General features: G+C 46.7%; 21 protein-coding genes. 10 read left to right on the top strand and 11 right to left on the bottom strand.

The window, feature by feature from the left end; translation table 11 throughout:
* Nucleotides 1-121: 121 nt before the first annotated feature.
* Nucleotides 122-769 (top strand): 5,6-dimethylbenzimidazole synthase, encoded by a 648-nt coding sequence (gene bluB, locus QFZ80_RS37770; protein ID WP_307549956.1) that lies wholly within the window; start codon nucleotides 122-124, stop codon nucleotides 767-769.
* Nucleotides 770-999: 230 nt separating this feature from the next.
* Here bluB and helD read toward each other — a convergent pair whose 3' ends face one another.
* The 7 genes from helD to arfA form a co-directional block, all read right to left on the bottom strand.
* Entirely contained in the window at nucleotides 1000-3300 is a 2301-nt protein-coding gene (helD, locus tag QFZ80_RS37765; RefSeq protein ID WP_307563714.1) for an RNA polymerase recycling motor HelD, read from the bottom strand.
* A gap of 21 nt (nucleotides 3301-3321) precedes the next feature.
* On the bottom strand, nucleotides 3322-4293 hold the full coding sequence (locus QFZ80_RS37760; protein WP_307549958.1) for an ABC transporter ATP-binding protein: 972 nt from the start codon (nucleotides 4291-4293) through the stop codon (nucleotides 3322-3324).
* 34 nt (nucleotides 4294-4327) lie between these two features.
* Nucleotides 4328-5119: an ABC transporter permease gene (locus tag QFZ80_RS37755; protein ID WP_307549959.1), complete on the bottom strand. Its 792-nt coding sequence runs from the start codon at nucleotides 5117-5119 to the stop codon at nucleotides 4328-4330.
* Nucleotides 5116-5892, bottom strand: coding sequence for an ABC transporter permease (locus QFZ80_RS37750; protein ID WP_307549960.1), 777 nt, complete (start codon nucleotides 5890-5892; stop codon nucleotides 5116-5118). Before QFZ80_RS37750 ends, QFZ80_RS37755 begins: the two co-directional genes overlap by 4 nt.
* A gap of 193 nt (nucleotides 5893-6085) precedes the next feature.
* Complete coding sequence (locus QFZ80_RS37745) at nucleotides 6086-8104, bottom strand: LTA synthase family protein (RefSeq protein WP_307563711.1); 2019 nt, start codon at nucleotides 8102-8104, stop codon at nucleotides 6086-6088.
* 97 nt (nucleotides 8105-8201) lie between these two features.
* Nucleotides 8202-8516, bottom strand: coding sequence for a c-type cytochrome (locus QFZ80_RS37740; protein ID WP_047687147.1), 315 nt, complete (start codon nucleotides 8514-8516; stop codon nucleotides 8202-8204).
* Between the two features lie 267 nt (nucleotides 8517-8783).
* Nucleotides 8784-10295, bottom strand: coding sequence for an arabinosylfuranosidase ArfA (gene arfA, locus QFZ80_RS37735; RefSeq protein WP_307563709.1), 1512 nt, complete (start codon nucleotides 10293-10295; stop codon nucleotides 8784-8786).
* 164 nt (nucleotides 10296-10459) lie between these two features.
* Between arfA and QFZ80_RS37730 the strand changes: the two genes are divergently transcribed.
* The gene (locus QFZ80_RS37730; RefSeq protein ID WP_307563707.1) at nucleotides 10460-11365 is read left to right on the top strand and encodes an ArsR/SmtB family transcription factor; all 906 of its coding nucleotides are present in this window, start codon (nucleotides 10460-10462) and stop codon (nucleotides 11363-11365) included.
* Between the two features lie 178 nt (nucleotides 11366-11543).
* Here the strand turns inward: QFZ80_RS37730 and QFZ80_RS37725 are convergent, their stop codons facing one another.
* The 4 genes from QFZ80_RS37725 to QFZ80_RS37715 form a co-directional block, all read right to left on the bottom strand.
* Nucleotides 11544-11978 carry an SRPBCC family protein gene (locus QFZ80_RS37725; RefSeq protein ID WP_307564338.1) on the bottom strand — a complete coding sequence of 145 codons (435 nt, stop codon included), beginning with the start codon at nucleotides 11976-11978 and terminating at the stop codon, nucleotides 11544-11546.
* Between the two features lie 35 nt (nucleotides 11979-12013).
* The gene (locus tag QFZ80_RS39275) at nucleotides 12014-12358 is read right to left on the bottom strand and encodes an SRPBCC domain-containing protein (RefSeq protein WP_373460464.1); all 345 of its coding nucleotides are present in this window, start codon (nucleotides 12356-12358) and stop codon (nucleotides 12014-12016) included.
* 82 nt (nucleotides 12359-12440) lie between these two features.
* Nucleotides 12441-12755 (bottom strand): ArsR/SmtB family transcription factor, encoded by a 315-nt coding sequence (locus QFZ80_RS37720; RefSeq protein ID WP_307563705.1) that lies wholly within the window; start codon nucleotides 12753-12755, stop codon nucleotides 12441-12443.
* A gap of 59 nt (nucleotides 12756-12814) precedes the next feature.
* A complete protein-coding gene (locus QFZ80_RS37715; RefSeq protein ID WP_307563703.1) occupies nucleotides 12815-14221 on the bottom strand; it encodes an MATE family efflux transporter in 1407 nt (468 codons plus the stop codon).
* A 143-nt stretch (nucleotides 14222-14364) separates the two neighbouring features.
* On the opposite strand from QFZ80_RS37715, the gene QFZ80_RS37710 reads away from it, so the two are divergent.
* The 8 genes from QFZ80_RS37710 (at nucleotide 14365) to QFZ80_RS37675 (ending at nucleotide 20725) form a co-directional block, all read left to right on the top strand.
* Nucleotides 14365-15243, top strand: a complete 879-nt coding sequence (locus tag QFZ80_RS37710; RefSeq protein ID WP_307549972.1) for a helix-turn-helix transcriptional regulator — start codon at nucleotides 14365-14367, stop codon at nucleotides 15241-15243.
* Between the two features lie 81 nt (nucleotides 15244-15324).
* Nucleotides 15325-15567, top strand: a complete 243-nt coding sequence (locus tag QFZ80_RS37705) for a hypothetical protein (RefSeq protein WP_307549974.1) — start codon at nucleotides 15325-15327, stop codon at nucleotides 15565-15567.
* A gap of 97 nt (nucleotides 15568-15664) precedes the next feature.
* Nucleotides 15665-15958, top strand: a complete 294-nt coding sequence (locus QFZ80_RS37700) for an MFS transporter (protein WP_307549976.1) — start codon at nucleotides 15665-15667, stop codon at nucleotides 15956-15958.
* Entirely contained in the window at nucleotides 15937-16212 is a 276-nt protein-coding gene (locus QFZ80_RS37695) for a hypothetical protein (protein WP_307549978.1), read from the top strand. Before QFZ80_RS37700 ends, QFZ80_RS37695 begins: the two co-directional genes overlap by 22 nt.
* 61 nt (nucleotides 16213-16273) lie before the next feature.
* On the top strand, nucleotides 16274-16954 hold the full coding sequence (locus QFZ80_RS37690) for a TIGR00266 family protein (RefSeq protein ID WP_307549979.1): 681 nt from the start codon (nucleotides 16274-16276) through the stop codon (nucleotides 16952-16954).
* A gap of 1263 nt (nucleotides 16955-18217) precedes the next feature.
* Nucleotides 18218-18967, top strand: coding sequence for an IclR family transcriptional regulator (locus QFZ80_RS37685; protein ID WP_307549981.1), 750 nt, complete (start codon nucleotides 18218-18220; stop codon nucleotides 18965-18967).
* 14 nt (nucleotides 18968-18981) lie between these two features.
* On the top strand, nucleotides 18982-19755 hold the full coding sequence (locus tag QFZ80_RS37680) for an SDR family NAD(P)-dependent oxidoreductase (RefSeq protein WP_307563701.1): 774 nt from the start codon (nucleotides 18982-18984) through the stop codon (nucleotides 19753-19755).
* Between the two features lie 70 nt (nucleotides 19756-19825).
* The gene (locus tag QFZ80_RS37675; RefSeq protein ID WP_307549985.1) at nucleotides 19826-20725 is read left to right on the top strand and encodes a fumarylacetoacetate hydrolase family protein; all 900 of its coding nucleotides are present in this window, start codon (nucleotides 19826-19828) and stop codon (nucleotides 20723-20725) included.
* Nucleotides 20726-20789: the final 64 nt, after the last annotated feature.

The following is a 20789-nucleotide window of genomic DNA, read 5'->3' as shown; positions in this document are numbered from 1 at the left end:
AATTAGATTTAGACGCCTAACGAAATTAGGTCTTCAATCGATTGCAAAAAGAGAAGTGAGGGTGTAAATTTAATTAATAATTACATCGTACGTGAGCTTGGTGAAGGGGCGGGGTGAAAGGATGTTTACGGAAGAAGAAAAGCAAGGTTTGTACAAGAGCATTTATACAAGACGAGATGTACGAACATTTTTATCGGATCCTGTCCCGGAAGAAACGATAATGAGATTGCTCAATGCCGCGCATCACGGTCCTTCCGTAGGATTTATGCAACCCTGGAATTTTATATTAATTTCTACGGATAAAGTGAAAGAACGTTTGGCATGGGCAGCAGATAAAGAGAGACGGGCTTTAGCCATTCATTATGAAGATACACGCCAAGACGAATTTCTAAATCTCAAGATCGAGGGGATCAAGCAGGCCCCTATCACGATTTGCGTCACTTGTGACCCAACACGCGGCGGTTCTCATGTGCTAGGCAGAAATTCTATCCCGGAAACTGATATCATGTCCGTTGCATGTGCGATTCAAAACATGTGGTTAGCAGCATGTGCAGAGGGATTAGCTATGGGCTGGGTAAGCTTCTATAAGAAAAATGATGTGCGAGATATACTAAGGATACCTCCTCATATTGATCCAGTAGCTTTGCTATCTATTGGATTCACAGAAAATTATCCAGAGAAGCCTATTTTGGAGACAGCCAATTGGGAAAAACGCAGGAGCCTGAATAATCTAATATTCAGCGAGACTTGGGGACATTCAAAAAGTTGACAAACGAAAACCGCCCTCCGATCAATTGGAGGGCGGTTTTGTGCATCCTATTTTTATATTAGAATGTTGCAAGAATGATGACCAACAGAATGTACAGTACCAATACGATCGCTGTGCTAGAATATCCAACGCCTGACATGGTGATTCCTCCCTTCTGCCTGCTGAACCTTTTCTTTGTTGTTGCTCGATATATCCTATGTCGGGCAGGGCAGATAGGTATGGACGTATGTCTATTTGTTCTGGAGAAAAGGTGTTAATTCACCTAGATAGAACACGTCTAGGTGATGAAGTGCACGGGTACAAGCGGTGTAAAACAGCTTGCGTTCCTTCGCTTCCGCGTAGACAGCCGCCCCGGCATCGTAGAGAATAACGGCGTCGAACTCGAGCCCTTTGGCGAGGTACGCCGGCAGGATCATGACGCCTGCCTCATAGTGCAGGGTCTCTTTGGTGATCCGTGCGAGTCCCGGCAGCAGCGGCTTAAGGCTGGCATGCGCGCCTCGCGTCTCGCGCTCGGTCTTGCAAATGATCGCGACGGAGCTTGCACCGCCGTCGCGCCTTGCTAGTGCCGCCTCAGCCACGAGGCGGCTGAGCTCGGTCTCGTCCGCCGCGCGCAGAACACGCGGCGTCTCGCCGCTGCGGCTGAACGGCTCGATCGGCTCGCCGCCAGGCAGCACGCGACTAGCGAAGTCGACGATTTCGCGCGTCGAGCGGTAACTCTTAACGAGGCGGATTGTCTCCGTCTCCTCTTCCTTCATCAGCTCGCTAATGGAGCTGTATTCGCTCTTTTGCCCCTCGCTGTCCGTACTACTGCTCGCGTTCGCGTGCGTGAAGATCCCTTGATTCCAGTCCCCGAGTAGGGTAAACCGAGCACGTGGGAACAGCTTCTTCAAGTAGGCATAGTGAAACGGCGAGTAATCCTGCGCCTCATCCACCAGACAATAACGGATGGTACCTACGCGCAGTTGCCCCTCAACAAGGCCCTTCAAATAGACAAGAGGTGTCGCATCTTCGTAATGCAGCATTCCACTAGCAAGCGCATCGGCCGTGAACGTGCTGATCGTATCCCAAGCTGCGGGTAGACGCTGCTCCGAATGGTGCATAAGCTCTTGATGCAGTTCACTATTCGTATAAAGATCTTGGTACATCCCGAGCACGTCCACATAAGCGAGCTTGCGTGCCTTCTCCTTAAGTGGAGCAATCGCTTTATGCGCTTTGACCTTGCTCATCTTTTTCATCTCTGGCTCGGTGCCGAGATATTTCGGCTCCCGCACCATTTTACGATAAAACCTCTTCTGTACATCCGCCTGAAACTCATCCAGCTTCTCCAGCATCCACTCCGATAACTGTTCCATACGTTCACCCAGAGCAAGAATGGAGGATTTGCTGTAAAATCGTTCGCTAAGCTCATCGGCAGTAATCAACACTTTCTTACCTACCGATAAATCGAGGAAACGAATGCCGCCATTTTTCAGTTTCTCTCCATAGGCCTCAATCACACTCAGAAAGGCTGCGGACGTTTTGTAATGAATGCTTTGCAGCCGCGCTGCGTAAGCGGGATCTTGATCCGTCCCCGTAAGGATGAACTCCAATTGGTCGTAGGGATCTTCTAACGTCAGACCCGTGTCGCTTAATTTATGTGTTAAATAGTCTTGGAATGTCGTCTGCTGCATGGTAGCTTCACCTAGCTCCGGCAGTACATGAGAGACGTAGTCGCTGAACAAGGAGTTCGGAGAAAATAGAATCATATTATCGGCGCTTAGCGTCGTCCGATATTTGTAGAGCAGATACGCGATGCGCTGCAGCGCGACGGAGGTTTTGCCGCTGCCGGCCGCCCCTTGCACAACCAGCACCTTGTGCCGATCATCGCGGATGATCTGGTTCTGCTCGCGCTGGATCGTCGTGACGATACTGTGCATCTTCTCGTCGGCGCTGCGGCTCAGCATCTGCTGGAGCATCTCGTCACCGATGGAGATCCCCGTATCGAACACATCCTGCAGCACGCCGGCTTTGATAATGTACTGGCGCTTAAGCATCAGCTGACCGCTGACATCCATCTCCGGTGTCCGATACGTCGCTGGACCCGGCGGATAGTCATAGAATAAGCTGGCTATGGGCGCACGCCAGTCGTAGATAAGAATTTCATCCGTCTTGGCATCTATAAAAGATGTCAATCCGATGTAAATCTTCTCGCGCTCCTGCTCCCCGCGCTCCTTGAAATCAATACGGCTGAAATACGGCGCATCGACGACACGCTGCAGCTTACGCAGCGCATCCTGCGCCAAGCGATAGCTGCGTTCTTGGCCCTGCAGCACATGCTCCTGTTGGGCCATACTCGCTGCCGTCTCAATCAAATCATCCGCATTATCCGCATTCACGGAGATGTCATCCCAGAAGCTGCGGCCAATCGCTGTCGCTTCCGATCGGCGCTCATCCACCGTTTGGCGCAGCTCTTCAATTCGCTGCTGTATATTAGCTCGTACAGAGGCAACGCGCTGCGTCTCCCTCTCCCGTTCTTCGTTCTCTATAGGCATACGGTCTCACTCCACTTCTATCTATTTATATACCCCGTGGATCACCTCTTCAAACTCAGGCTCTTCCATATGTACATCGTCCATATCGCCCCAGCTGCTGACGATACGCAGCACATCCATCGCTTTCAGCTCTTGGCGGTTACACGCAATCGTGAGCCTATTCGCTTCTTGCTCCACCACACGAAACGGAAGCTCCCAGCTAGCTGGGACTTGGATATCACCTCGATAAGTGACCTTCATCATCGTAGGTAAGCCAATGCGATCCCGAAGCTCATCAATCGAGCCGTCATAGCCGATTTGCCCATGGTTGATCACGATGACTCGTTTACACAGTTGTTCGATGTCATCCATATCATGCGTAGTAAGCAGAATCGTCTTACCGAAATCCCGATTTAATGTCTGAAGAAAGCCGCGAATGTTCCGCTTGGCGACAACATCCAATCCGATGGTCGGCTCATCCAGAAACAAAATATCCGGATCATGCAGCATCGAAGCTGCCAAATCGGCCCGCATCCGCTGCCCAAGGGAAAGCTTCCGGACAGGCGTGTCCATCAGCTCCTTCAGTTCAAGAAGCTCTGTCAATTCGCCTAACCTGCGGCGGGCGGTGCTTTCCTCCACGCGATACATGGCCGTAAGGATCTCATAGGAATCCTTGACCGGCAGATCCCACCACAGCTGGCTGCGCTGACCGAATACAACGCCAAGCTGCTTTACGACTCGTCTTCGATGCTTCTGAGGACTATAGCCGTGTATGAGCACTTCGCCGGAGGTTGGGTGAAGAATGCCTGTAAGCATTTTGATCGTCGTCGACTTTCCCGCTCCATTAGGTCCAATATACCCGACGAACTCGCCAGATTCAATCTCGAAGCTTACATCGCGTACCGCTTCCTTCTCTTTATAGGCTCGTGAGAACAAAGTTCGAATACCTGAGAACTTGCCTTCTTTGACTATCGGAGTTTGAAAGGTTTTGCGCAAATTCGTTACGGTTATCATGTTTCTTATGTTCCCTCCTTGTATAAGCCCTCGGTTAACTTCCTGTGCTTTGATAGCGAGATAGTCCTAGCTTCCAGAAGCGCATAGCCAGCCAGAGCGCAGCGAATGAAACAGCAATGGTGCCTATCAGCATCCCTATGCCACCTTGATGTCTCAGCAAATATAAGGTAGGAATGTAATTGACGAAGCCTACCGGAACGAGCACCAATAGCGCACCCTGCAGCCACTTTGGATACAAGGAAAGCGGATAGCGCGCCGCGGTTTGGGAAGCGTCCTCGGTCATATTTTGCAAGGATTCGATCCGTGTCAGCCAGAAGCCGGCTGCTGCTGTCGCTAGACCGATAGCGAATAAAATAATGGCACCCGTTAGGATAATTAACACCGTTAAAGGAACGGCTGACCATCCGATTTGTCCATCAGCCATTAAAGCTTTCATAGCAATAAACAATAAAATGATGCCTTGCCCAACTTCGGCAAATAAGAGCCGGGAATTTTGTGTCATCAGCGCCAGCAGCACGGGGACTGGCCGTGTGAGAAGCGCATCCAGATCACCCGAAACGAGATATTTCTCTAGATGATGTACATCGGAAGCCAGCGTGCGATAAATCGCTTTGGATATCATCATGACCCCATACAAATAGCAAACCTCATATAGCGTCCAGCCTTTGATGTTGCCGAAACGCATCATCACCAGCGCCACCATTAGAAATTCTGAGATATGTACAAAAGAAGCCATCACGGTCGAGAAAAAGAAATTAAACTTATACTGCATCCGGCTTCGCAAGCTCGCCCTGATCAGCAGCATATAGAGCCTCATCGTCATCATCCGCCCTGCACCTCCAGCTTTCTGCGTACCCCCTGCGTAACCGCCAGACAGACACAAGTAAACCCGATGCCCCATAAGAGAGAGCCGAGCACAACAGTTCCTTGTTCAAGCTGCATGTAGATACGAGTGGGATAATAGAGTAGATAGGGATATGGTGTGTAAAAGCTAATCGTGCGGAGCCAATTCGGCAACCATTCTAAAGGAATGAAAAAGCCAGAGAGCAGCGTACTGAACGAATAATTGACCCAGTAAAACCAGCGTGACTCTGTCGTCCACAAAGCTGCAACACCTATCAAATAATTCGTACAAATGGAGATATATGCTGCCAAGACGAGCGCGATCGCTGTCCAGCCATAAACCGAAGCGTGATGTGGGAGCTGTAAGGAGAAAATAAAGTAGTAGAGGGCATAAATCGGGATAAATTTATAAAGAAACTGATAATATACCTGACCCCATTCTCGGCTCATTGCCTGATAGAATAAGTGTACAGGCCGCATGAGATCGACCGCAATTTGCCCGGTGCGCACCGATTGCTCGAGCCCGAGTCCATTCGTCGTGAACTGCGTAATCCAAAGAATCGCTTGGTTAAAAGCTATATAACCTACAATCCCTTTCGCACCGTATTCGCCAAGTGACGCGTCGCTCCCCAAACCGGTCCAGATGCTCGCATAAATGAAGCCAAACACCGCACTCACTGCATTGTGGAGCAGATGCGAACCGCGATACTGCAAATTCCTCGCATACGCCTTGCGCGCCAAAACCGCGAAAAGCATAAAACACCTCCTGAGCTGTTTTGATCCTTTATCAACTAGCTTTTTTTTGCAGCCGCCGCGTAGAGACGGAAGTCTATATTACCAAAATTCCCCTAACCATGGCAATGATTATTTTTTAGTTAGTGATAACGCCTCCAACAAAATCAAAAAAGTCCCCATCTCGTCGCTCAAAGCAACAAAATGGGGACTTCTATTACTGCACGCTCACCGGCTTCGCAGTGGGAGTATTGCTGCTCACTCCCTGAGATTGTGGATGAATATTTTCTTCATCAAATTCTGCGTTATAGCTATCCTGAATGGTTTTCGTCAAATAGTCATGATCGATATGTTCAGCCAAGTACTGCTTGCCGAATAGTAAATCGTACTGCACATTCCTGTAGTCATCACGGAGTGCTTGCGCGGATTCGGGGACTTCAGTATGAAGTTCTTGGTTCGCATCAACAACCAGATTACTCAGTAGTCCTGGCACTTGCGCCGCCAATTCGGCATTCAACTTAAAATTAGCTGGTTTCTCCATATGCAGCATATCCAGCACGTGGGCACCGAGGAAGGAATCACTGAGGAGTGGAATGTCCTGCTTCGGCATATCGAAGTTCGACCACGTAACCAGCGGGATGCTGTGCATCTTCTTCACTTCTTCCAGCGACCAATCATTCGCGTTACTGGTTTGGATGAAACCTGCTTCTTTATATACTTGATAATCTAATCCCAGCATCGGCAAATGGTCCCCATAGAATACGATCATCGTCGGTTCATCCGAATTCTGGAAGTGATCGATCAGCATTTGTAAGCTTTGATCCGCATCATGCGCGCCCTGCGCGTATGTCTCAAGAATCGTTTTTGCTTCAGGCGTCAAGTCACCTTCCGCTTTGAACTGATTTTCTCCGTACCGAGGTTCATCATAAGGTCCATGATTTTGCATGGTTACGTTGTACATAAACATCGGATCATCGGTTTTATCTACTTCATCTATAATGCTCCTAGACACTTCGGCATCTGAGATAAAGTAACCCTTCATTTCCGGATTCTTGAAATGTTCACTGCTCTTAAAGCTTTCGAAACCTAATTCCTTATACACCGAATTGCGGTTCCAGAACCAGCCTTCATAGGAGTGAATACCCATACTTTTGTAACCCTGATCGGCAAAATAACTCGCCAAGCTCGGTACAGGTTTTGTTATATATTGTTGATACGGAATGGACCCTCCTGGCAGGAGGCTCATCGAGTTCCCCGTCAACACTTCGAATTCCACATTGCTGGTACCGCCACCGAATTGGGGGGACAACAGGTATCCGGATGTCGACTCCTTCTGTAAACGGTGGAGAGTGGGTACCGGATCTTCACTGAACTTCACATTCGTTAGCAAAGTTGGATCCCAAAAAGCTTCACTCATAATGAAAATCACGTTCGGCTTCTTCCCTTTTAGAGAATCAGCATCTACGGACCTTTTCAGTCCTGCCTTTTGCATGCCTACCTCTTGGAGATTAGCTGCAACGGTGGCAATACTCTGATCACTATACGTTTCTGGCTTTTGAACGATCGAATTTTTGACATTGAGGGTAAAAGCTAGCGCTAGTCCATTATTCGCATAGTTCTCTTTCTGATTCCATACAATCTCGTTTACACCTATATGGTCAAGAATTTTGCCAGCTAACGGTGTTTTGATTGCACATGCATACAAGGCATAGAGCGAGAACAGCCCTAAACCAATTCGACTGATAATAGATAAAGATACACGCGGGAGTACCCATTTTAATAAAAATACAAGGATGACCGCGATGACCACAGCTCCGATTCGGAGAAGTGCGGCTTTCCCTGTTACAAGCGAAGCTATATCCATACTTTCTTTGTTCAGTAAAATATCCCACGGGAAGAATGGCTCCCCAATCATTTTCACCTTCATATAAGAGATCAGAGCCATAAGGCCAAGCAATAAGGTTGAGATGGATCCGGAAATAGCTAATGATCCTACAACAGCATAAATGAAAGCTAATAAACAGAAAGATACTCCTACATTTAATAGAAAAAGTGATCGGTTAGATGTTATCCATTGGGCCGTTTCATGCAAAGTACCGCGTTCGAGAAGTTCCATTCCGGCTACAGAAAGTATAGGTAAGCAAATCATAAATAATAAAAGCGAAATCGTCGCTCCCAGACGGTTTGGTCTCATCTTCTTAGGAAGATGGTTCCGGGGCTTCAAATTCAAGTGCATATTGCATCACTCTCCTCTAGCCCCTATTATAAACACCAATTGTGAAGAAATTATGTAGCTAACCTTAAAGGAACCTTAGTTCTACCATAAAAATCCATTATTTGAGTCCTGCCAACCATGACGCCAACGCCTTCAATTCTTCCTCTTTCAGTGCCACTTGAAACGGCGGCATCCCGCCACCACCCTTTTGAATACGCTTTATGATCTCCGCTTCATCTAACCGTTCTCCCACTTTTTGGATATTAGGGCCTTGTCCACCTTGTAATTGATTACCATGACACGAGATGCAGAAATTTTGATAAATCTTAGGAACGTCCACTTTTACCGCCGCCGACTGCGTTTCATTTTGTTTATTTCCACAGGCAGATAAGCCGAGAGCCAGAACGATTACACCAAACAGCTTTAATTTCATACGCACGAAACTCCTTCAATCTGTTGTATTTCTCTCATCATACCAGAGCATAGATTGTAAAATAAAGGAGTTCTCCAGATTCAATTGTGATACCTATCGCGCAATTCACCGTTATTATGTTATTTAATGAGACTATTTATCGGATCTGACATCTGGAAAATCCTAACGCAAATTGATGATGCGGTCTGGGTAAAATAAAAAGACATGGTAGGGGCGATAGTCCCAGGCCATGTCCTATTTATATAGTAATATCGTCTACTCGTCTCTTTAAGCTAATTTCAACCGAATGACATTCCACGATGCTTTGCCAAGTATCGCCTGAATCTGGCTGTTTGACGATATGGCCGCATTACCTCCTGTGTGAGGCTTCACCCGATCCTGGGCATCAATGGTATTCGAGGCTTTCAGATCATCGTTCTCCAGAACGATATGCTCAATAACTCGGCATTCACCAAAACTGCGAAGATCCAACTCCAGCGGGAGTGCTTCTTCTAAATGCCGGTTGACTGCGAAGATCGTTACTTCGGACTTGTCTTCGTTATGAACGGCAACTGCTTCTAAGTAAGGTACATCCGTATAATCCTTCGCGTCGTATTTCGGTGATTTGATCAGCGGCACAAGAACAGTCCCGCGTCCAAACACACTTGCATGCATGTAAGGATAGTAGATCGTTTGCTTCCAGGCCGCTCCCCCATTCGCTGTCATGATCGGTGCAATGACGTTAACGAGTTGTGCCATACAAGCCATCTTCACACGATCCGCACGCTTCAACATGGAGATAAGCATACAACCTACTAACAAGGCATCTTCATGGTTGTAGATGTCTTCAAGCTGCGGCGGCGCGATGGACCAAGGCTCAATTCGCCGGTCCGCGTCGTTGGAGTGATACCAGACATTCCATTCGTCGAAGGATAAGTTGATTTTCTTCTTTCCACGCTTTTTGGCTTGAATGAAATCCGCCGTCGAGATCACCGTATTGATGAACCGATCCATGCCCATAGATTGTGCGAGGAAATTCGCAGAATCCTTATCGCGATTACCATAATATTGATGCAAGGAAATATAATCAACGTGATCATACGTGTGCTCAAGCACAGTCGCTTCCCAGTCAGGGAAAGTCGGCATAGTCAGACTGGAGCTGCCGCAGGCAACAAGCTCGATCGACGGATCGACCCACTTCATGACTTTGGCCGTTTCACAGGCTGTGCGTCCGTATTCCGCGGCTGTTTTGCTGCCTATTTGCCAAGGGCCATCCATTTCATTGCCTAGACACCAGGTTTTGATATTATGAGGTGCCTTGTACCCATGACTAATCCGTAAATCACTCCAGTAGGTACCGCCTTTGATATTCGAATATTCAATGATATCTCTTGCCTGATCAGGACCGCGAGTCCCCAGATTAACGGCCATCATTGCTTCTGTATTTGCTTTGCGGCACCAATCCATGAATTCGTTCAGTCCAACCATGTTAGGTTCAATAGTGCGCCAAGCCAGATCAAGTCTTTTCTTACGCTCTTCTAACGGTCCAATGGCATCCTCCCAGTTGTAACCGGATACAAAGTTGCCTCCCGGATAACGAACAATCGGAACATCCAAACCTTTTACCAGCTCCAGTACGTCTGCTCGAAAGCCCTGCTCATCCGCTTGCGGATGTCCCGGTTCGTAAATTCCGCCATAGACCGCGCGTCCCAAATGCTCAATAAATGAGCCATAAATACGAGAATCTACTTCTCCGATTTTAAAATCCTTGTCGATAATCATACTTGCTTTCATAGACATTGGGTTCACCTCTTAGTATAATTAATAAAAATGTGAATCGGTTAATATATTTATAACTCCATTGACTATATTAAACAATAATTAGAAGATGATTTCAAGCTTTTTATCTGCCTTCTTTTGAATTCATATTTTCATTAATAAGTCCACTAAGAGGAGATTGTCCGATGATCCAAACGACAACAGACCGCAAATGGCTGCCGCTGTATGAAGCGCTGGCAAGCGATGTGCGGCTTAAGATACTGGAGCTGCTTGCTGAGAAAGAGATGAATGTCAAGGAATTAGCTCATATGCTCGAATTAAGCAGCGCCATCGTAACTATGCATGTAAAAAAGCTCGAGGCTGGAGGGCTTATTCAGACAGCATTAGTTCGCAAGCAAGGCGGCACGCACAAAATGTGCAAGTTGGCCCTCTCCTACATCGAAATGCGACTCCCGCAGCCAACGGAGCAGCAGCGAACGTTCGATGAGGTTGCGATTCCAGTTGGCCACTACACACGTTTCGATGTACATCCAACCTGCGGTTTGGCTACGGCAGATCGTGTGATTGGTCAGTATGATGATCCGCGCTTCTTCTTCGAGCCGGAGCGGATGCATGCGAAGATTCTTTGGTTTGGCAGCGGCTTCGTGGAGTATCACATTCCGAACTATGTGCTGCCCGGTCAGACACTTGAGGAAATTGAGATTTCGCTAGAAATTGGCTCCGAAGCACCAGGTATTGAAGCGAATTGGCCGTCCGACATTCATTTTTATGTCAATGATACGCTGCTGGGCTATTGGACGAGTCCCGGTGATTCGGGACAAGGCCGCGGCCAGCTCACCCCTGCCTGGTGGCCGGACACGATAAATCAATATGGTTGGTTGAAGATCATCCGGGTCACGGAGCAGGGAACATTTCTTGACGGACAGCGACTCTCACCTGTCTCGATCAAGGATATCCCCATGTCCCGCAACGAGTGGACACTGCGACTCGAGGTGCCGAACCATGCGGCGCATGTCGGCGGTTTGACCTTGTACGGTGAGGGGTTTGGCAACTACAACCGTGACATTCTGTTTCGCACCTACCGTAGGTAGGGGGCGATTTGTGTCCACGCACGAATAGGGGGCTGTCCCAAGACTATTTTAGGAATGTCAGCCTCTCTATGTACTCACGTTCCTCATCATTTAGAAAGTGATAAAATAAAAAAGAGCCCCTAGGCTCTTTTGAACTTTTTGAACTTTCTTTAACCTACATGAGGTCATCTTTGGAAAGTTACCTCACAATTGCTGCTCTTAATCGATTAACACCAAATTCCAAATATCCCTTTAAACAGGTCAACATATAAACCCAACCTTCTTTATTATCTATCAATTGACTGGTTAGGTCCTCATCATTTTCATTAAACCCTTCTTCGCTAACTTCAATAACGGTACTCGAATCATCGAGCTCTTTCAGCGTAATCGTAACAACATTCCCATCATCCGTTGCACCCCACTGGAAAACGATTTTCTTATTTACCTCGATTTCCAATACTTTTATATCCACTTGTGCATCATATTCATCATATCTCCAAGTAATCGTCTCGCCTTGCTCCAATCTTCCAGAACCTGAAGAAAACCAATAATTGGACATTTTCTCAGGGTCTATAAGAGCTTCAAATACTTCATTAACGGGCTTAACTATTTTAAATTTCGTAAGGTTGTTCATACTATTCAACTCTCTTTCGATGTAATTGTGATTGGCTAAATAGAAATAGGTGGCAGAGTGTTCCCAGTTTCGAGTAAACTCTTCAAGTTGCTCAGAATAGCTGGCCATCCATTATTTAATCCCTCAAACGTACCTTCTCTATCCACGATGTCAGTCGATGCTAGATTATCGTGCTTAAGTATCAGTTTGACCGTCGAATCTAATGCTTTCAACTCAAAAGTGACCCGTGATGGCTGCTTACGAGAAGTTTCATCTCCTATCATGTTCCATGTAAAAGAAAGTAAACGATGCGGCTCGCACTTTAGTATGATTCCGTGATCGGTGACTTGTCCATTCCGCGAATAGGTAACGTTAGAGCCTTCCTGCCAGTCTGATTGAATTTTGCTTCCGAAGAAGTATTTTTCGGTAAAATCGCTGCTTGTAAAAGCTTCCCAATTCTGCTATAGGGATCTTTGAGCTTGCTCAAAGTCTCTCCGCTTCAAGCTTTTTTTTAAGATCACGCAATGCTTCGATGCGATCACGATCATATTTGCTGATCCAGCGGTCATAAATCTCTCCGATGGGTTCCACATTTAGATAATGAATTTTATTTCGGCCTTGCCAATCAATATGAATAAGATTCGCTTCCTCCAATATAAGCAAGTGTTTCGTTACGGATTGACGGGTCATATCAAGATGATCACATAGTTCATTCAATGTCTGGCCATTTTTCTTGAAGAGCTCGTCAAGGAGTCGTCTTCGGCTTGAATCAGCGAGAGCTTTAAATACTTTATCCATGCCATCATTTTATGCAACCATTTGTCTGCATGTCAAGTTTGGAACCCGCCATACCCCTGTTATTCATGCATACTCATACCAGCACCCTCGCCAGTCCCTGAAGCAGCAGCACTCTTATCATGCGCCTCCGCCCGGCGCAAATACTTCTGCTGGCGCCAACGGATGACAACGAGAATGCCGCGCAAATATTCGTCGAAAATCATAGCGACATAAATACCCGCCAGCCCCCAGCCCATGTGCAAGCCCAATACATAGGAAAGGCCCGCAGCCACTCCCCACATCGAGAACAGTGATATGATCATATTATAACGGGTATCGCCTACCGCGCTCAGCGCATTACCGAAGCCCATATTGAGCATTCTCCCTGGCTGTAGGATAAGAGTCAGCACCAAACAGGAGAGTCCCAGCTTGATAATATCCGCATCTGAGGTGAAGAAGCCGAGAAAGCTTTTGCCGATGACAAAGAGAATGATGCTGTTGAATCCAACCAAACCGAGTCCAATCCATGTACCTCGATATCCACTCTTATAAGCTTCTTTGATATTTCCGGCTCCATACAGATGAGCAATCTGAATTTGAACGGCTAAGGCAATGGAATAGCCTAACATAAAACAAATCGACTCGAGCGTGTTCATATACGTTCTCGCGGCCAATTCCTTAGCTCCCATCGTGGCTAGGAACGTGTAGATCGTCAACTGGGTCAATACCCAGGAAGACATGTTCACGCCAAGCGGCCAACCTATTTTCAAAATATCACCAAATAGCTTTCGATTGAATACGATAAGATCCCGCCACTCCATCCTCCGTTCGAACGCAGAAACGAACATAAACAGCAGCAAACACGTTGCCAACAATCGGCTCACGAGTGTCGAAATGGCCACACCTGTTAAACCCAGTTGAGGAAATCCGAGCTCGCCATATATAAATCCATAGTTAAACACGATGTGTATAACATTCATACCAATAGCCGTAATCATCGGCCCCTTGGTGTTCCCTGTATTCCGAATCACGGTGCTAAGCGCCGCCGTCAAAGCCGTTAAAACCATCCCGCTCCCCACAATCGAGATGTAGGTTTCAGCCATAGGAAGCAGCCGCTCCTCCAAGTGGAACAGTCTCGCCAGAGGGCGTGCCTCCATATAAAGAATCACACTCAGCACACTGCCTATCACTGCGCTGACGGTTACGGCCATAATGGCCACGGTGCGCGCAGATTCATTCTGCTTGGCTCCTATTTTCTGAGCAATCAAAATCCCGGCGCCACTCGAAACCGTTATAAATAAGATCATCATCGCTTGGAACAGTTGGTTCGCTAAGCCGACCACCGCCACCGCATCATCTGATACACGGCTCACCATTAAGGTATCGACGGCTCCTAAAAGCAATTGCAGAAGCAATTCGACGAAAATAGGCCAAGCTAGCAGCCATAGAGTAAACTTATTTTTCTCTTTGCCCATGTTTTTCACCATCCGATTATCATCTCTCTTTTTGTATAAATGAAACTTTGTTGTCTGCTCAAATTATAGATGCTATAGTTGATTCCAAGTATGAGTATTGCAACTTAAAGTTTCAAAATTCCAACCTCCACTCAAGAGATGAAAAGGTGACTCCGATGTCTTTTATCGAAATGACTGTCCCTCCGCTGCCGCACTATATTACAAGCGGTTTCAGCACGATATCCAAAGGCAGCAAACATCCGAGCAGACGCAATATCCAAGTATTTGATTTACTAATCACCACATCGGGCTGCTTCTATATAGGCGAGGAGGATGCTAGGTTCGAGGTAGCAGCTGGACAAGCCGTTATTTTAAGGCCGGACAGCTATCATTTCGCTACTGAAGTCTGTTCCGAACTGACGGGTACTTATTGGATGCATTTCCACGTAGGTGGACCATGGGCTATGGTAGACCATACGGTCCAACCTATACCTCTGGAAGACCCTTTACTTACCCCAATTGAACCATTTGCTGTAGAACCCTTTACGATTCGGATCCCTCAATATACAACACTTCTGCAGCCAGAAAAAACCTATGACCTGTTCGAACAGCTTCAGCAGCTGCAACCGAGTGCTCATATGAGCAGTGTCCGTTTTGCGCAGCAGCAGCTTTTTCATGAGCTACTGCGCCAGCTTTCCGCTACCATGGACAGCGATCATCCATCACCTTCCAAGGCCTGCGCGGAAAAAGCGGCCTCCTATTTAAGGCAGCATTACAAAGCGTCTGTTTCAGCCAAAGAACTCGGCGATCACGTTAACTTCCACCCTGTTTACATTGCACGCTGCATGCAAAAGGAATATGGCTGTTCCCCGACGGAATACCTACTACGGTTAAGGATCCAGCAGGCTAAGCTGCTGCTGCTTCAAACCGATCTTCCCGTTGCGCACATAGCGGAAGAGGTTGGTTTTGAGCAGCCTGCCTATTTTGCCACCTGCTTCACCAAAATGGAAGGTATCTCTCCTCGCAAGTACAGGCAGCGGTTCTCGCGTGGGTAATGAACGAACAACTCAAAGACATATATAGGCTAACTTCAAAATACAGTTAACTTATATAACTTATGAGGGAGTTGACTTGATTTGGAAGAACAACAAAATGCACCTGTCCTAAGCGTAAAAGATTGGATGATTACCATCCTGCTCCTTGCGATTCCACTTGTGAATATTGTGATGTTATTCGTGTGGGCATTCAGTAAAGGAGAAAACCCTACGAAATCTAATTATGCCAAAGCAAGCTTAATCTGGGCTCTCATCGGAATCGGTCTCTACATTATTTTCTTTGTACTCTTCTTCGGCGCAATGATGTCGAATATGAATCAATAAAACCTTCTCCGTACAGCTATCCTCCATGCGGCCGTAACCGCTTGGGGATAGCTCTTTTTATGTTATACTGGAAAAAAATGATAAGGAGTCTACGAACATGCCCTCCCCCTTACATTGGAAAAAGTCACTATGGATACTATTGGGCGCTAATTTCTCTGTTATGTGCGGCATGAAACTCGTTCTTCCGTTTCTACCGCTCTACATCGAAGAACTCGGAGTTCAAGATCTTAGCGAAATTGTACGTTGGACAGGCTGGATTGTCGCAGCACAGTTCATCACATCGTTTCTCACTCAGCCGCTCTGGGGAGCAATTGCGGATCGACGCGGACGTAAAATCATGCTGCTTCGCACCGGGTTCGGGATGCGAACTTGTTCGGTGCTCCATCCTTAGGGAGACTCGGCGACCGTATCGGTCAGCGCAAAACACTTGTGATCGCCTTATCGATGGCGGCACTTGCCTTCATCCCGCAGGCTTTCGCCACTAGCATCACCATGCTTCTCCTCATCGCCGTTCCTAGGCAATTTGATTGGTCCTTTTATTGGCAGCCATCTTGCTGCAGCGTACGGTTTCACGTCCGTCTTCTATGTCACGATGGGCATTTTACTGCTCTGTGCTGGATTCGTCTATACGAATCGCAGCTTTGACAGTCATAATCATTCAAAAACGGCTTAACACAACCATTTCATTTAAAATTGGAGGATGACTATGAAACACGAAATTTTATATAAAGGCGCATTTCCTATGTTGAAGGTAGAACTTCAGGCGGGCGAGAATATCAAGGCGGAAGCTGGAGCCATGGTCTCTATGTCCCCTAATATCGAACTCAAGGGAACCGTCGACGGCGGCATTATGAAGGGTTTAGGAAGAATGCTGAGCGGCGAGAAATTCTTCTTCCAAGAATTAACCCCTACAAGAGGATCGGGGGAGGTATTATTGTCACCTGCTGTCATTGGTGACATTGAAGCCGTAGAATTAGACGGCTCCTATAAGCTGTATGTGCAAAAAGACGGCTTTCTTGCAGGAACATCCGGCATTCAGGTGAATACGAAAATGCAAAACCTGATGAGTGGCTTTATGTCAGGCGAGGGCTTTTTTATCGTTGAGATAAGCGGAAAAGGCACCGTCTTCCTTTCCTCTTACGGCGCTATTCATGCCATTAATCTAGCTCCAGGGCAAGAAGTGATCATTGATAACGGGCATCTCGTTGCTTGGCCGGATTATACGCAGTATACGATTGAAAAAGCGGCCAAAGGCTGGTTATCCAGCTTGACGAGCGGCGAGGGCGTTGTCTGCCGATTCCGCGGCGAAGGTGTCGTGCTTATTCAAACGAGGAACCCGCAAAGCTTTGGCGGTTGGATTAAACGATTTATTCCAGGCGGCAGATAAGTAGTGATGGAACCCGGTACTGTACCGTGGGTGATTTGCGAGCTAAATGTGATGGAGTAACTTCATTAATGACATTAAATAGTTTGAATACAATTTGGAGCCTTCATTTGGAGCAGCTTCATTGGCAATGTTGTATTTTCTACAACTTTACGCAAGCAAATCCGTGCTAGCCAGTCCAAATGTTGCAGAACATACAACAATTCTGCCTAAAAGTAACCGTTTAGCAGGAAATCCTGCAAAATTGTTGTACTAGATACAACATCTCCAGCTTGGAGGGATGAAACGAAGGAAATTGTTGTACGTTGTACAACATGCAGTTCAAGTAACCTAATCTACCCTCTCTACTAAATAAAACCTGGCCGATGGCCAGGTTCTTGTCTACAGCTTACGTTTGAGCATGGGGAACGAACTTCTCTTTGCTATCACTCGCTCGTTTTAGATACCAATCCGCCATCTTCTCGTCTGTAAAGATGAAATATATCGTTACAGACACGATTCCACATCCCCTCGCTTCTGTAATGATGAAAAATATCTTTACAGCCTCACTCAACGCATAAAGCTGCTTTTTTCTCGTTTGTAAGAATACAAAACATCTTTAGAGACACGATTTCACATCCCTTCGCATCTGTAACGATGAAAAATATCTTTACAGCTTTTGCATTGGCTGTAGGTTATTGCACGCTTTGCAACAATTTGAACATGAATTGGCTACATCCACTCCCATTGGAAAATGTGCAGTAATCTAAGGAATGGGTATATCATTTTGAGGTGCAGATTGGATTATGTGCAATGGAATCACCTCGAAACCATTTCGTAACAAGAAATTTTACTACTTTTCTGATGGATAAATTCCAATAGAAGGCTCCTAAAGTGGCTCAAATGAAGAGATCTGCTGTAGTAGTTTTCCAATACTGACGTTGACGAACCTTGCCAACAGGAGATCTCTCATACCTCAGAAAACTTATAAATTCATATCTTTCAAGAATAAACGACCCCGTCGTCCTATACGGATGAGAGCGTTTGCCAAGGTTGATGTGAAGTAAGAGGGTTTGACCGCCACTATACGACGCTACACGCGCACCCAGAATTCGCGCGCGCCCGGATCAACTGAAAAAAAACGAGAATTCCTCACGGGGGTTCTCGTTTTTTTTCTGCTTATATGATAAAATGGTTCTATCATATAAACTTGGTTTTATATACAAAACCAAACAGTGAAAAACTCAAGTATTTAAACAATCGCTTTACGATCAAGGAGGCCCTTACTTGGATGATAAATACCGCGTTCCGGCCATCGAACGTGCACACCTGATTCTCAAAGAAATCTCTCAGCATCCCGGTGAGATGAAACTTATCGACTTGTCACGAACGCTCGCTATTAACAAAAGCTCGATGTACTCATTGTTATTAACCATGGAGAACTTGGGGTGGATCGAAAAGGAAACCAGAGAAACCTACCGGTTAGGAAGAGAATTGTCTCGTTTCGGCCATGCTGCCATGCAGCAGCGAGACTTGAATGAGTCCTTCCACAAGGAAGCTTCCTTGTCCAAGCTGAGGCTGGGCGAATCGTTCCAACTTGCCGTTCTAGATGGCAAGGAAGTCCTATATATCGCCAAAGAGGAAGCGCTTACGCCTGTTAGATTAGCATCTGAACCAGGCATGCGATTACCTGCTCATGCCACCGCACTCGGTAAGGCGATGCTGGCCGATCTCAGCAAGGATGAACTAATTTCATTCTATCCAACTAACCAAGAACCGTTTCAGCAGCTTACCGTCCATACCATTACCTCTTCACAAGCTTTAATAATGGACTTGGATCAAATTCGCAAGCAAGGCTATGCGCTTGATTTGGAGGAAGCCGTGCTTGGATTTAGCTGCGCAGCTGCTCCGATTCGTAATGCCGTGGGAAAAGTCATCGCCGCTGTCAGCTGCTCCATGATGCTGCCTCAATGGGAGCAGAAGAAGCAGTCCTGTATAGAAGAAATTTGCAAGCTCGCTCATAAACTATCCGAATAAAAAGGAGAATTCGCATGCGATTACGAGACAAAGTCATTCTCATCACAGGTGCAGGATCAGGAATCGGCAAAAGTACTGCTCTCTTATTTGGACAAGAAGGTGCGCAAGTCATCGTGAACGATCTCGACATCGTCAAAGGGCAGGAGACGGCGGATGAAATTATCGGGGCTGGCGGAGCTGCTGCGTATATACAAGCGGACGTTACCCAAGCAGACTCCGTCAGTCAGATGGTAGAGCAAATCATACAGGCACATGGCCGTATAGACGTACTTTTCAACAATGCAGGAATTAGCGGTGTAGGCGCGCTTCATGAGCTAGAACCTGACGCCTGGGACCGCATCATGAGCGTTAATGTCAAAGGTGTATTCTTACCTTCTAAGTATGTCGTGCCACATATGATGGAACGCAAATCCGGTTCTATTATTAACATGTCTTCCTGTATCGCTGAAATAGGTCTGGCCCGCCGGGCTTCTTACGCAGCAACCAAAGGCGCTGTTCTCGCATTAACGAAATCCATGCAAGTGGATTATGCCGCCTATGGCATCCGGGTAAATGCACTGCTGCCGGGAACCATTTTAACACCGTTCGTAGAAAACTATCTACGCACTTCCTACGACGATCCTGAAGCAGCCATCGCCTCTTTGAAATCCAGGCAGTTAAGCAACGAAATGGGCCGTCCGGAAGACGTTGCGCTAGCGGCATTGTTCCTCGCTTCAGACGATTCCAAATTCATGATGGGTTCACCGTTATATATTGACGGAGGCGTGACTTTCGGCAAGAACGCTTAAGTAGACGGCCCGCAATCTGCATTTATTCATTTATCATTCACTCATACAATTCATTCAGGAGGTTTTACTAATGAAACTGCTTACTTTTAAGAAAAATGATGAGTTAAACCTAGGCGTCCAAACCGAGTTTGGTGTGCTGGATGTCGTTCAAGCTGTCAAGCAGCTGTCGCCAGCATTCACAGTTCCTACCACTGTTCACGAAGCTATTAATGGCGGGGCATCAGCTAACGATGCGTTACATAAACTTGTTCATCTAGTCCTAGAGCGCGAAGACCGTGCTTCCTTGTTGCTCAGCGAAGAGACAATGATTTACGGCCCTTGCGTTACGCATCCCAACAAAATCATTTGCGTAGGGCTGAACTATCGCAAGCATGCCGAAGAAACGAATGCCCCGATCCCGCAATACCCGATTCTTTTCAACAAATTTAATAATACGCTTACCGGACACGGACATGACATTGCACTACCTCGTGTAACCAAGGAGGTCGATTACGAATGCGAGCTAGTTATCGTAATTGGTAAGCAGGCTAAGTATATCTCCAAAGAACAAGCTTTGGAGCACGTATACGGTTATTGCTGTGTGAATGACCTTTCTGCGCGTGATTTACAGATGCGGACCCAGCAATGGCTGCTTGGCAAATCGTGCGATGACTTCAGTCCACTCGGTCCTTATCTAGTGACTGCGGATGAAGTCGGCAACCCGAATGACCTTCAGATTAGCACCACAGTCAACGGCAAAGTACGTCAAAACTCAAACACGGCGGATATGATTTTCCACTGTGACGAAATTGTCAGCTATATCTCTCAGCATATGACGCTGTATCCGGGAGATATCATTCTAACAGGTACACCTGAAGGGGTCGTGCTCGGGGATCCTGTGGATAAGAGGGTATACTTGCAAGCTGGTGATGTGGTGACTATTTCTATTGAGAAATTAGGCAGTCTGACTAATCGCATGGTTAGCGAGTAACTAGCTTTCGTTTTTTTAACGGAATCCAAAAGCTCATCTTTACAGCAAAAGAGCAAGCCGCAGG

Origin of the sequence: Paenibacillus sp. V4I7 (assembly GCF_030817275.1) — a bacterium.
Lineage (GTDB): Bacteria > Bacillota > Bacilli > Paenibacillales > NBRC-103111 > Paenibacillus_E.
The sequence above is the reverse complement of the archived record's forward strand: the minus strand, read 5'-3'. Positions and strand labels throughout refer to the sequence as shown.

What these genes read in the sequence shown, in the direction of transcription:
- bluB (WP_307549956.1), top strand. Translation starts at nt 122, where the DNA reads ATGTTTACGGAAGAAGAAAAGCAAGGTTTGTACAAGAGCATTTATACA.
- helD (WP_307563714.1), bottom strand. Translation starts at nt 3,300, where the DNA reads ATGCCTATAGAGAACGAAGAACGGGAGAGGGAGACGCAGCGCGTTGCC.
- QFZ80_RS37760 (WP_307549958.1), bottom strand. Translation starts at nt 4,293, where the DNA reads ATGATAACCGTAACGAATTTGCGCAAAACCTTTCAAACTCCGATAGTC.
- QFZ80_RS37755 (WP_307549959.1), bottom strand. Translation starts at nt 5,119, where the DNA reads ATGATGACGATGAGGCTCTATATGCTGCTGATCAGGGCGAGCTTGCGA.
- QFZ80_RS37750 (WP_307549960.1), bottom strand. Translation starts at nt 5,892, where the DNA reads ATGCTTTTCGCGGTTTTGGCGCGCAAGGCGTATGCGAGGAATTTGCAG.
- QFZ80_RS37745 (WP_307563711.1), bottom strand. Translation starts at nt 8,104, where the DNA reads ATGCACTTGAATTTGAAGCCCCGGAACCATCTTCCTAAGAAGATGAGA.
- QFZ80_RS37740 (WP_047687147.1), bottom strand. Translation starts at nt 8,516, where the DNA reads ATGAAATTAAAGCTGTTTGGTGTAATCGTTCTGGCTCTCGGCTTATCT.
- arfA (WP_307563709.1), bottom strand. Translation starts at nt 10,295, where the DNA reads ATGTCTATGAAAGCAAGTATGATTATCGACAAGGATTTTAAAATCGGA.
- QFZ80_RS37730 (WP_307563707.1), top strand. Translation starts at nt 10,460, where the DNA reads ATGATCCAAACGACAACAGACCGCAAATGGCTGCCGCTGTATGAAGCG.
- QFZ80_RS37725 (WP_307564338.1), bottom strand. Translation starts at nt 11,978, where the DNA reads ATGAACAACCTTACGAAATTTAAAATAGTTAAGCCCGTTAATGAAGTA.
- QFZ80_RS37720 (WP_307563705.1), bottom strand. Translation starts at nt 12,755, where the DNA reads ATGGATAAAGTATTTAAAGCTCTCGCTGATTCAAGCCGAAGACGACTC.
- QFZ80_RS37715 (WP_307563703.1), bottom strand. Translation starts at nt 14,221, where the DNA reads ATGGTGAAAAACATGGGCAAAGAGAAAAATAAGTTTACTCTATGGCTG.
- QFZ80_RS37710 (WP_307549972.1), top strand. Translation starts at nt 14,365, where the DNA reads ATGTCTTTTATCGAAATGACTGTCCCTCCGCTGCCGCACTATATTACA.
- QFZ80_RS37700 (WP_307549976.1), top strand. Translation starts at nt 15,665, where the DNA reads ATGCCCTCCCCCTTACATTGGAAAAAGTCACTATGGATACTATTGGGC.
- QFZ80_RS37690 (WP_307549979.1), top strand. Translation starts at nt 16,274, where the DNA reads ATGAAACACGAAATTTTATATAAAGGCGCATTTCCTATGTTGAAGGTA.
- QFZ80_RS37680 (WP_307563701.1), top strand. Translation starts at nt 18,982, where the DNA reads ATGCGATTACGAGACAAAGTCATTCTCATCACAGGTGCAGGATCAGGA.
- QFZ80_RS37675 (WP_307549985.1), top strand. Translation starts at nt 19,826, where the DNA reads ATGAAACTGCTTACTTTTAAGAAAAATGATGAGTTAAACCTAGGCGTC.